The sequence below is a fragment of the Pseudomonas thermotolerans DSM 14292 genome, assembly GCF_000364625.1.
Lineage (GTDB): Bacteria > Pseudomonadota > Gammaproteobacteria > Pseudomonadales > Pseudomonadaceae > Aquipseudomonas > Aquipseudomonas thermotolerans.
In genome coordinates this window covers 67,312-77,480 of the sequence record NZ_KB822617.1, presented here as the reverse complement: position 1 = coordinate 77,480, position 10,169 = coordinate 67,312, and the positions used below count along the sequence as shown (strand labels likewise).

The 10,169-nt window shown below is 66.3% G+C and carries 13 protein-coding genes; 3 read left to right on the top strand and 10 right to left on the bottom strand.

From position 1 onward, the window contains the following. Positions 1 to 263 (bottom strand): IS5/IS1182 family transposase (locus H165_RS0114135; protein WP_017939593.1); only part of this gene is annotated, 263 nt, incomplete at its 3' end. Positions 264 to 524: 261 nt separating this feature from the next. Continuing rightward, complete coding sequence (gene ttcA, locus H165_RS0114130) at positions 525 to 1,349, bottom strand: tRNA 2-thiocytidine(32) synthetase TtcA (RefSeq protein WP_017939592.1); 825 nt, start codon at positions 1,347 to 1,349, stop codon at positions 525 to 527. Between the two features lie 89 nt (positions 1,350 to 1,438). Between ttcA and H165_RS0114125 the strand changes: the two genes are divergently transcribed. From H165_RS0114125 to H165_RS0114115, 3 genes are all read left to right on the top strand, one after another. Continuing rightward, complete coding sequence (locus tag H165_RS0114125; RefSeq protein WP_017939591.1) at positions 1,439 to 2,035, top strand: DNA-J related domain-containing protein; 597 nt, start codon at positions 1,439 to 1,441, stop codon at positions 2,033 to 2,035. Between the two features lie 167 nt (positions 2,036 to 2,202). Next, positions 2,203 to 2,802 carry a Yip1 family protein gene (locus H165_RS0114120; protein WP_017939590.1) on the top strand — a complete coding sequence of 200 codons (600 nt, stop codon included), beginning with the start codon at positions 2,203 to 2,205 and terminating at the stop codon, positions 2,800 to 2,802. Positions 2,803 to 2,919: 117 nt separating this feature from the next. Beyond that, complete coding sequence (locus H165_RS0114115; RefSeq protein WP_017939589.1) at positions 2,920 to 3,414, top strand: SprT family zinc-dependent metalloprotease; 495 nt, start codon at positions 2,920 to 2,922, stop codon at positions 3,412 to 3,414. Positions 3,415 to 3,435: 21 nt separating this feature from the next. Here H165_RS0114115 and H165_RS0114110 read toward each other — a convergent pair whose 3' ends face one another. From H165_RS0114110 to H165_RS0114075, 8 genes are all read right to left on the bottom strand, one after another. Next, positions 3,436 to 4,617 carry a CaiB/BaiF CoA transferase family protein gene (locus tag H165_RS0114110; protein ID WP_017939588.1) on the bottom strand — a complete coding sequence of 394 codons (1,182 nt, stop codon included), beginning with the start codon at positions 4,615 to 4,617 and terminating at the stop codon, positions 3,436 to 3,438. Between the two features lie 111 nt (positions 4,618 to 4,728). Continuing rightward, positions 4,729 to 5,130 carry a DUF2802 domain-containing protein gene (locus H165_RS0114105; RefSeq protein WP_017939587.1) on the bottom strand — a complete coding sequence of 134 codons (402 nt, stop codon included), beginning with the start codon at positions 5,128 to 5,130 and terminating at the stop codon, positions 4,729 to 4,731. A 1-nt stretch (position 5,131) separates the two neighbouring features. Then, a complete protein-coding gene (locus H165_RS0114100) occupies positions 5,132 to 5,611 on the bottom strand; it encodes a chemotaxis protein CheW (RefSeq protein WP_017939586.1) in 480 nt (159 codons plus the stop codon). A 95-nt stretch (positions 5,612 to 5,706) separates the two neighbouring features. Continuing rightward, entirely contained in the window at positions 5,707 to 6,510 is an 804-nt protein-coding gene (locus tag H165_RS0114095; RefSeq protein ID WP_017939585.1) for a CheW domain-containing protein, read from the bottom strand. A 72-nt stretch (positions 6,511 to 6,582) separates the two neighbouring features. Beyond that, complete coding sequence (locus tag H165_RS0114090; RefSeq protein ID WP_017939584.1) at positions 6,583 to 7,371, bottom strand: ParA family protein; 789 nt, start codon at positions 7,369 to 7,371, stop codon at positions 6,583 to 6,585. 31 nt (positions 7,372 to 7,402) lie between these two features. Continuing rightward, entirely contained in the window at positions 7,403 to 8,257 is an 855-nt protein-coding gene (gene motD, locus H165_RS0114085; protein ID WP_017939583.1) for a flagellar motor protein MotD, read from the bottom strand. A gap of 12 nt (positions 8,258 to 8,269) precedes the next feature. Then, positions 8,270 to 9,010, bottom strand: a complete 741-nt coding sequence (locus H165_RS0114080; protein WP_017939582.1) for a flagellar motor protein — start codon at positions 9,008 to 9,010, stop codon at positions 8,270 to 8,272. Then, positions 9,010 to 10,137, bottom strand: coding sequence for a protein-glutamate methylesterase/protein-glutamine glutaminase (locus H165_RS0114075; RefSeq protein WP_017939581.1), 1,128 nt, complete (start codon positions 10,135 to 10,137; stop codon positions 9,010 to 9,012). Before H165_RS0114075 ends, H165_RS0114080 begins: the two co-directional genes overlap by 1 nt. Positions 10,138 to 10,169: the final 32 nt, after the last annotated feature.

Below are 10,169 nucleotides of genomic sequence, written 5' to 3'. Positions count from 1 at the left end.
TGACGCAGGATGGTCGTCTCGTACAGCGCTTCTTCCATGGCCGGGTCGCTGTAGCCGAACCAGTTCTGCATCAGATGGATACGTAACATGGCCATCAGCGGATAGGCTGGACGACCACCTTCACCCTTTGGGTAGTGTGGCTCGATCAGGGCAATCAATCCCTTCCACGGCACCACCTGATCCATCTCGATCAGGAACAATTCCTTACGGGTCTGCTTGCGCTTGCCGGCGTACTCGGCGTCGGCGAAGGTCATCTGCTTCATGGAAGAACTCGGGGGCGTGATTACCGGCGTATTTCACCAGATTCTGGAAGTGTTTTTCAGACCATCCCTAAGGATGATCGATTTTCGCGTATTCGCGTGACTGCTGCATTTCGTGCACTCCCTGCACAAGCGTTGATGGGGCATCAGCGCACTCAATCCCTGGCCCCGGGACCATCGGCTGGGACGCCGATGCCGGGTGCTATCAGAGAGCTAGCATACTGCGATGCGTAGCTCTTTGCATCCTCTGGGGTGTTCTTGCTGTCAGAGGTTCATGACGTCCACGAAGCGTGGCGTGGCCTGTTCGTCGATCTTCAGGCTGGCGAAGTCGAACAGCTTGCGGTCGGCCAGTTGGGAAGGCTGCACGTTCTGCAGGGCGCGGAACATGATTTCGGTGCGGCCCGGCCATTTGCGCTCCCATTCCTGGAGCATTTCCTTGACCACCTGACGCTGCAGGTTTTCCTGGGAGCCGCAGAGGTTGCAGGGGATGATGGGGAATTCCTTGAGCTTGGCGTAGGCTTCGATGTCCTTCTCGGCGCAGTAGGCCAGCGGGCGGATCACTACGTTGCGGCCGTCGTCCGACAGCAGCTTGGGCGGCATGGCCTTGAGAGTGCCGCCGTAGAACATGTTGAGGAAGAAGGTTTCCAGGATGTCGTCGCGGTGATGGCCTAGCGCCATCTTGGTGGCACCGATCTGGTCGGCGAAGGTATAGAGGGTGCCGCGGCGCAGGCGCGAGCACAGCGAGCAGGTGGTCTTGCCCTCGGGGATCTTCTCCTTGACCACCGAGTAGGTGTCCTTCTCGATGATGTGGTAGGGCACGCCGATGGATTCCAGGTACTGCGGCAGTACGTGCTCGGGGAAGCCGGGCTGCTTCTGGTCCATGTTCACCGCGACGATCTCGAACTTGATCGGGGCGACCTTCTGCAGATAGAGCAGCACATCGAGCATGGTATAGCTGTCCTTGCCGCCGGACAGGCAGACCATCACCTTGTCGCCATCCTCGATCATGTTGAAGTCGGCGATGGCCTCGCCGGCCAGGCGGCGGATGCGTTTCTGCAGTTTGTTCTGGTTGACCGAAAGGGTGCCCATGGTGTGTCGGAGTCCACGAAACGAAGCTGAAAGCCGTACATTTTACGCACAAAGCGGCGGCGCCCCCAGCCCCGTGCTAGGCTCGGGCGATGAACACCTATTTCGATTGCGAGGCTGACCTCGCCGACCAGTTGCTCGTCCTGCTCCGCGAGGAAGCCGGCGGCCTGAGCGAGTACCAGCTTATCCAGCGCCTCAAGGCGCGCCACTCCACCCACATCCCCAACCTGCCGCTGGCCGACAAGCTGGTGCTGTTCCGCACCCACTTCCTGGTCTTCAACGCCCTCTACCGGCTGCGCGAGCGGCTGTGGAGCGAAGGCGCCGCCTACCTGGAGATCAGCGCCCTGCACATCCAGCTGCAGCCCTACCACGCCGGCAGTGCGGCGCTCGCAGAACGCGATCCGCTGCGCGACTACTACCTGGACATGGACCAACTGCGCGACACCCGCGAGGAGGACGTGGAGAAGCTGCTGACCAGCTTCTGGACGCGCATGCAGGGCGGCGAGGAGAAGCGCGCGGCGCTGGAGCTGCTCGGCCTGGAGAACAGCGGCGAGCCGTTGAACCTCGCCATCATCAAGCGCCGTTACCGGCAGTTGGTCAGCGAGCATCATCCCGACCGTGGCGGCAGCACCTCGCGGCTGCAATCCCTCAATCTCGCCATGGAAATTCTGGAACGCTATTACTCCTGAATCCGATAGGGCGATTCACTCTAAAGCCCCACCATTCGCGCCTTCCGCCTCCACCTATACTGCGACATACGGTCGCAGAGAATCGGCCTGTGCACCCGGCGTCGCTGTGCTACGCGCGCCGGGCGCATTGCTGGGGGGCGATCGCCATAACAAGAGGAGTGTTTGGCATGATCCATCACGTCGTGGGGCTTTTCACCCATCCCGATCAAGAGTGGCAGGAGATCCGTGGCGAAGAGGAAACCATCAGCCACATGTACCTGACCCATGTGCTGATCCTGGCCGCCATCCCTGCAATTTCTGCCTACATCGGCACCACCCAGGTCGGCTGGAGCATCGGCGGCGGAGCGCCGGTGACCCTCACCGAGGGCAGCGCCCTGGCAATGACCATCCTGTCCTACCTGGCCATGCTGGTCGGCGTGGGGGTCATGGGGGCCTTCATCCACTGGATGGCGCGTACCTACGATGCCAACCCGACCATGACCCAATGCGTGGTGTTCGCTGCCTACACCGCCACGCCGCTGTTCATCGGCGGTCTCGCCGCGCTCTACCCCAATCTGTGGCTGGCGATGATCGTCGGCACCGCGGCGATCTGCTACACGGTGTACCTGCTCTACGTCGGCATTCCGACCTTCATGAACATTCCCAAGGAAGAAGGTTTCCTGTTCTCCAGCTCGGTGCTGGCGGTGGGCCTGGTGGTGCTGGTGGCGATGATCGCCCTGTCGGTGGTGCTGTGGGGCTCGGGCATCGGCCCGGTCTACCGCTACTGACCATGCTACTGACTATCGAACGATTCCCCTCCCTGCCAAGGCCGCCTGCGGGCGGCCTTTCCTTGTCCGGCGGATGACACTGCTGAAGCCGGAGCTGTTGCGGCATAATCTGCACCCATGCCCGAACTCCTCCACGCCCGCGTCGAAGCCTGCTACCGGCAGGCGGAAGACTTCTTCAAGCGCCGCTTTCCCCGTCCTGAAGTGAGCTTCAGGCTGCGCGGGCTGAAGGCCGGCGTGGCGCACCTGCAGGAAAACAAGCTGCGCTTCAACCTGCAGCTGTACCGCGAGAACCGCGAGGACTTCCTGCGCCAGACGGTGGCCCACGAGGTGGCTCACCTGGTCGCCCACCAGCTGTTCGGCCCGCGCATCCAGCCCCACGGCGAGGAGTGGCAGCTGATCATGCGCGGCGTCTACGAGCTGCCGCCGCACCGCTGCCACAACTACGAGGTACAGCGTCGCCAGGTCACCCGCTTCATCTACCGCTGTGCCTGCCCGGACGGCGAATTCCCCTTCTCCGCCCAGCGCCATCGGCTGGTCGCTCAGGGCCGCCGCTACTACTGCCGGCGCTGCAAGGCCACCCTGGTATTCAGCGGTGAGCAGCGCCTGGAATAACGCGCTCCTCCAGCCAATCGCCTATGCCACCACCTTGCCGGCCCTGAGTTCGGCGATCCGCTCTTCGCTGTAGCCCAGGCCGCGCAGCACCTCCTCGGTGTGCGCGCCGATCCTGACGCCAATGTGCCGCGGCGCCGGGAGGCCGCCGGAGAAGCGGATCGGGCAACCGATCTGCCGCTGTCCGGGACCGCCCTCGCGGGGCACCTCCACCACCAGGCCGCGGGCCTTGATCTGAGGGTGCTCGACTGCTTCGGCGAGGCTCAGCATGGGCTCCACGCAGGCATCCAGGCCGGCGAAGATCTCGCACCATTCGGCGAAGTCGTGCAGTTCGAAGGCGATCTGCAGCTCGCGCTTGAGCTGGCGCTGCGCCTCTGGATCCGGCGACAGGCCCAGGGAAGCCAGCTCCGGACGGCCCAGGGCGGCACACAGCTGCTGCATGAACTGCGGCTCCAGGCTACCGACCGCCAGCCAGCGGCCGTCGCGGGTGCGGTAGTAGTCGTAGAAGCTGCCGCCGTTCAGCGGCTGGCTCTCCATCGACGGCTCCTGGCCGCAGGCTAGGTAGGCCGCGCCGCCCATGGCGTGCAGGGCGAACACGCAGTCGGTCATGCTGATGTCGAGGTACTGCCCTTCCCCGCTCTGCTGGCGGTGGATCACCGCGGCGAGCAGCCCCATCACCGCATGGAAGGAGCCGCCGGCCACGTCCGCCACCTGTACGCCCAGGGGCAGCGGTCCGCTGTCCTTGCGCCCGGTCTGCGCAGCGATGCCGGAGATCGCCAGGTAGTTGATGTCGTGGCCGGCACGGTCCCGGTAGGGGCCGGTCTGCCCGTAGCCGGTGATGGACACGTAGATCAGCCGCGGATTGATCGCCCGCAGCGCCTCGTAGCCGAGCCCCAGGCGCTCCATCACTCCGGGGCGGAACTGCTCGATGAGGATGTCGTACTCCTCGACCAGGCGCTTGACCACTTCGACGGCCTCCGGACGCTTGAGGTCCAGGGCGATGCTGCGCTTGTTGCGGTTCAGGTAGGCGTGGGCGGCGGACACCCCGCCGTCATGGGGTGGCAGCACGCGCAGCAGGTCGGGGCGGGTCGGCGATTCGACGCGCAGCACCTCGGCGCCCATGTCCGCCAGCAGCAGAGAGGCGAAGGGCCCCGGCAGGAGGGTGGAGAAGTCGAGGATTTTCAGCGAAGACAGCGGGCCGGACATGGTCACTCCTGTGGTCTGAGGGCATGCACTGCTCTCAGGTTAGGCAGCCATTCCGCAGCCCTCAATGACTCGCGCGGCCAGCCGAGATTGACCCTTTCGCTCAGCGGCGCGTCAGCCCTTGGGCCTGCTCTGGTGCAGCTTGGCGATCAGCTCGGCCTCGGCGCGGCTCAGCCCGCAGGCCTGGGTGAGATCGTCGACGCTAGCGCCGAGCCCGACCAGACGCGCGGCCTGGGTGAAGGACAGGCTCGACGGATCGCGCTGCTCCATCTGCTGCAGCTTGTCCGGCAGCGGCGCCACTGTGCGGCGCAGCTCGTAGAGCTCCTCGCCCATGCGGATGCTGCCGGCGAGGTAGGTGTCGAGACGCTTGGTCAGTTCCTTGAGACGCCGGTCGCGCTCGGCATCGCGCCTGGCCTGCTCCTCGGCCTGGGCACGCAGGCGCCTGGCCAGCCACACGCAGGTGGCCGCCAGACCGGCACAGGCCAGGGCGAGGAGCAGCAGCGCGATCTCGATCAACTCAGAGGGTCTCCAGCTCCGACCATTCTTCCTCGGTCATCATCTTGTCCAGTTCGACCAGGATCAGCAGTTCTCCGTTCTTGTTGCAGACACCCTGGATGAACTTGGCCGATTCCTCGTTACCCACGTTCGGCGCGGTCTCGATCTCCGACTGGCGCAGATAGACCACCTCGGCCACGCTGTCGACCAGGATGCCGACCACCTGCTTGTCCGCCTCGATGATCACGATACGGGTGTTGTCGGTCACCGGCGCCGGCATCAGGCCGAAGCGCTGGCGGGTATCGATCACCGTCACCACGTTGCCGCGCAGGTTGATGATGCCCAGCACGTAGCTCGGCGCGCCCGGCACCGGGGCGATCTCGGTGTAGCGCAGCACCTCCTGCACCTGCATCACGTTGATGCCGTAGGTCTCGTTGTCGAGACGGAAGGTCACCCATTGCAGGATCGGATCTTCGGAGCTCTGTATCGCCGTTTTGTTCATTTCTGACCTCATGTAGCCCGCTCAGCGGTAGTACGCGCGGGCGAGCCCGCTTATTAACACAGAGTCCCGCACTGGGGCGAGACGCTCGATTCGCATCATTGCGGCCGGTTCCCGGCCGGATGTCGGGCGCCACCGCCAGCGATCAGCTCAGCAAGAGCCGCCACGTCCAGCAGCGCACACATGTGCTCGATCACCGTGCCGGCCAGCCAAGGGCGCTGGGTCCGCGAGCTGCGCCACTTCACCTCGGCCGGGTCCAGGCGGATCGAGCGATGGACCTGGTGCACCGCCAGGCCCCAGTCGTAGCCGTTCACCGAGATCACGTACTGCAGGCCCTCGCGGAAATCCTCGCGGTAACGATCCGGGATCAGCCAGCGCGCGGTGTCCAACACCTTGAGGTTGCCGGCCTGGCACGGCAGCAGACCGAGGAACCAGTCCGGCTGGCCGAACAGCGGTGTCAGCTCTTGGTCGGCCAGCGGATAGATGGAGCCCAGGCAGACTAGCGGCACCGCCAGGGTCAGCCCAGCCACGTCGAACAGCAGGCACTCGAAGGGTTCCTCGCCCCAGGCCGGCCGGCCTTCCAGGCGGGGCGCCGGAGGCGGAGGCTCCTGGGTCGGCCCCCCGACCGGCGCCAGCTCGGGCACCGCCGGCGCGACGACCGGCTGCAGCACCGGTGCCTCAACCACCGGCACCGCGACCGGCACCACTGGCTCGGCCACGACCGGCGCCTCGGCCACCGTCAGCTGCGCATCGCGGGCCTGCTCCTCGCGCACCGCCGCCTCGAACTCGGCGAGGCTGACGGAGTCCTCGACCAGCTCGCTGGTGGCCTCCTGCAGCAGGCCGTCCAGATAGGACTGCAGGGCCAGCTGCGGGCGGGTAGCGGTAACGACGGGGCGATTCATGACGACGACCTGGACTGTCTCACTGCCCTAGCTATCGGCAGCGGCATGGCAAGACTTGAGCGACCGCCCATCTCAGGCCACCCGGCTGGCCTGCACCAGGGCCAGCATGTACTTGAGCAGCGCGCGATAGGCGATCACCCCGCGGCTGTTAGAGTCGAACTGGGACGGCGTCACCCCGGCCCGGCTGGCGTCGCGCAGGCGGGTATCCACCGGGATGTAGGCCTGCCAGAGATTGTCCGGGTAGCTGTCGCGGAGGAACTTCAGGGTGCTCAGCGAGGCCTGGGTACGGCGGTCGAACAGGGTCGGCACTATGGTGTAGGGCAGTGCCTGCTTGCGCGAGCGGTTGATCATCGCCAGGGTGGTGATCATCCGCTGCAGGCCCTTCACCGCGAGGAACTCGGTCTGCACCGGGATCGCCAGCTGCTGGCTGGCGGCCAGGGCATTGACCATTAGCACGCCGAGCAGCGGCGGGCTGTCGATCAGCGCGAAATCGAAGTCCTCCCAGAGCTGCGTCAGGCTCTTGGCGACTACCAGGCCGAGGCCGTTCTGTCCCGGCGACTGACGCTCCAGGGTGGCCAGCGCGGTGCTCGACGGCAGCAGGGAGATGCGCTCGTGGCTGGTGGGCAGCAGCAGCTCGGCCGGCAGCCCCTGGGGCACCCCGCCCTGGTACTGGAACAGATCGAAGCAGCTGCGCTCCAGGGTATCGGGGTCACTCCCGAAGTAACTGGTCAACGACCCGTGCGGGTCGAGGTCGACGACCACCACACGCTTGCCGGCGTCGGCCAGCAGCCCCGCCAGGGCGACGGTGGTGGTGGTCTTGCCGACGCCACCTTTCTGATTGGCGATTGCCCAGACTCTCATCGGATTCGCTCTACCGGAACCGGATGCCGCCTCACAGCGGCGACGAAGAATTGACGGCTTCTGCAGGCGAAGCCGCGCCTGACAGCTCAGGTGCAGGTTGCATGCCAGCCTGCGAATCGCCCTGCCCTGCAGCCAGCTCCTCCTGCATGCCACCGACCTCGCGGCGCACGTCCAGATTGCGCGACACCACCAGCACCACCCGGCGGTTGCGCGCGCGGCCCTCGGCGGTGGAGTTGTCGGCCACCGGCTGGAACTCGCCGTAGCCCACCGCGGCCAGGCGTTCGGGAGCCACGCCGTTCATGATCAGCATGCGCACCACGCTGGCGGCACGCGCGGCGGACAGCTCCCAGTTGGAGGGGAACTGCGCCGTGGCAATCGGCCGGTCGTCGGTGAAGCCCTCGATGCGTACCGGGTTGCGGTACGGCGCCAGAACCTTGGCGACCTTCTCGAGAATGCCGAACGCCTGGTTGGCCGGAATGGCGTCGCCGCTGGAGAACAACAGCGCCGAGCTCAGCTCGATCTCCACCCAGGTCTCGTGGCCGCGCACGGTCACCTGACCGCCGTCGATCAGCTCGCCGAGAGCCTCGCGCATGCTTTCGGCGATGTCCTGCAGGGCGCGGGTCTCGTGGATGCCGCTCTCGCTCTCCGGCTCCTGCGGCGGAGTGCGCGGTCGCTCCTCGCCCACCGGAATCGGCTTGATGGAGCGGTCCGGCTGGTTGAACACGCCGACCAGGGTCTCGGAGAGGATCTTGTACTTCCCCTCGTTGATCGAGGAAATGGAGTACATCACCACGAAGAAGGCGAACAGCAGGGTGATGAAGTCCGCGTAGGAGACCAGCCAGCGTTCGTGATTCTCGTGTTCTTCGTGGTGGCGCCTGCGTGCCATGGGCGTGCCCCGTCAGTCCATGAAGCCTTGCAGCTTCAGCTCGATGGAACGCGGGTTCTCGCCCTCGGCAATGGAGAGGATGCCCTCGAGGAGCATTTCGCGGTAGCGCGACTGGCGCAGCACCACCGCTTTCAGCTTGTTGCCCACGGGGATCAGGAACAGGTTGGCGAAGCTCACCCCGTAGATGGTGGCGACGAAGGCCACGGCGATGCCGCTGCCGAGCATGCCCGGGTCGGCGAGGTTGCCCATCACGTGGATCAGGCCCATCACCGCACCGATGATGCCGATGGTCGGCGCGTAGCCGCCCATGCTCTCATACAGCTTGGCGGCCTGCAGGTCGCTGCTTTCCTGGGTGTACAGGTCGACCTCGAGGACGCTGCGAATGGTCTCCGGCTCGGCGCCGTCCACCAGGAGCTGCAGGCCCTTGCGGGCATAGGGATCGGGCTCGCTGTCAGCCACCGACTCGAGGCCGAGCAGGCCGTCCTTGCGGGCGGTCATGGCCCAACCGACGACCCGGTTGATGCCGCCGGCCAGGTCGACGTGCGGCGGGAAGAACACCCAGCGCAGCATCGCCAGACCGCGCTTGAAGACCAGCACCGGGGTCTGCACGAAGGAGGCCGCCAGGGTACCGCCCAGCACGATCAGCGCCGCCGGCCCGTTGAGCAGCGCGCTGGCGCTGCCGCCCTCCAGGTAGTTGCCGCCGAGGATGGCGACGAAGGCGAGGATGACGCCGATCAGGCTGAGCACGTCCATCAGCCGCAGGCCTCCACCAGGTTCGGACCGATGTCGTCCAGGCTGTACACGGCGTCGGCCAGGGAAGCCTTCACCACCGCCATGGGCATGCCGTAGATCACGCAGCTGGCCTCGTCCTGGGCCCACACCTGGCTACCGCCCTGCTTGAGCATCCGCGCGCCTTCGCGGCCGTCGGCGCCCATACCGGTGAGCACCACCGCCAGTACCTTGTCGCCGTAGGCCTTGGCCGCCGAGCCGAAGGTGATGTCCACGCAGGGCTTGTAGTTGAGGCGCTCGTCGCCGGGGAGGATCTTCACCAGGCCGCGGGCGTCCACCATCATCTGCTTGCCGCCGGGGGCCAGCAGGGCCACGCCGGGGCGCAGCAGGTCGCCGTCCTCGGCTTCCTTGACGCGGATCTGGCAGAGCTTGTCGAGGCGTTCGGCGAAAGCCTTGGTGAAAGCCGCCGGCATGTGCTGGACCAGCACCAAGGGGGCCGGGAAGTTGGCCGGCAGACGGGTGAGGACCCGCTGCAGGGCCACCGGACCGCCGGTGGAGGTGCCGATGGCCACCAGCCGGTAGTGCTTGCGCCGCGGCGCCGGGCTGGAGGGGGACGGCGCGCTGCCGCCGGAGGTGGTGGAAGCGGCCGGGGCTGCCCGTTCGGTCGCCGGGCTCGTCGTGCGGCTGGCGGCCGGTGCCGTGCGCGCCGGTGCGGCGCTCGGCGCCGGGGTGGCGAGATGCCCCAGGCGCCGGTTGGCGCGGGCGATGTTCAGCACCTTCTCGCAGAGCAGCTGGCGGACCTTCTCGGGATTGCGCGAGATGTCCTCGAAGTTCTTCGGCAGGAAGTCCACCGCGCCGGCATCGAGGGCGTCGAGGGTGACGCGGGCGCCCTCGTGGGTCAGCGAGGAGAACATCAGTACCGGGGTTGGGCAGCGCTGCATGATGTTGCGCACCGCGGTGATGCCGTCCATCAGCGGCATCTCGTAATCCATGGTGATCACGTCCGGGCGCAGGGCCAGCGCCTGGTCGATCGCCTCGCGGCCATTGGTGGCGGTACCGACGACCTGAATGCTGGATTCGGAGGAGAGAATCTCCGAAACCCGCCGGCGGAAGAAGCCGGAATCGTCGACCACCAGGACCTTGACTGCCATAAATACTCCTGCAGGTCGCGGCACCAGACCCG

Bases quoted from the DNA above. Each gene is read 5' to 3' on its own strand.
- ttcA (WP_017939592.1), bottom strand. From the start codon at position 1,349: ATGGGCACCCTTTCGGTCAACCAGAACAAACTGCAGAAACGCATCCGC.
- H165_RS0114125 (WP_017939591.1), top strand. From the start codon at position 1,439: ATGAACACCTATTTCGATTGCGAGGCTGACCTCGCCGACCAGTTGCTC.
- H165_RS0114120 (WP_017939590.1), top strand. From the start codon at position 2,203: ATGATCCATCACGTCGTGGGGCTTTTCACCCATCCCGATCAAGAGTGG.
- H165_RS0114115 (WP_017939589.1), top strand. From the start codon at position 2,920: ATGCCCGAACTCCTCCACGCCCGCGTCGAAGCCTGCTACCGGCAGGCG.
- H165_RS0114110 (WP_017939588.1), bottom strand. From the start codon at position 4,617: ATGTCCGGCCCGCTGTCTTCGCTGAAAATCCTCGACTTCTCCACCCTC.
- H165_RS0114100 (WP_017939586.1), bottom strand. From the start codon at position 5,611: ATGAACAAAACGGCGATACAGAGCTCCGAAGATCCGATCCTGCAATGG.
- H165_RS0114095 (WP_017939585.1), bottom strand. From the start codon at position 6,510: ATGAATCGCCCCGTCGTTACCGCTACCCGCCCGCAGCTGGCCCTGCAG.
- H165_RS0114090 (WP_017939584.1), bottom strand. From the start codon at position 7,371: ATGAGAGTCTGGGCAATCGCCAATCAGAAAGGTGGCGTCGGCAAGACC.
- motD (WP_017939583.1), bottom strand. From the start codon at position 8,257: ATGGCACGCAGGCGCCACCACGAAGAACACGAGAATCACGAACGCTGG.
- H165_RS0114080 (WP_017939582.1), bottom strand. From the start codon at position 9,010: ATGGACGTGCTCAGCCTGATCGGCGTCATCCTCGCCTTCGTCGCCATC.
- H165_RS0114075 (WP_017939581.1), bottom strand. From the start codon at position 10,137: ATGGCAGTCAAGGTCCTGGTGGTCGACGATTCCGGCTTCTTCCGCCGG.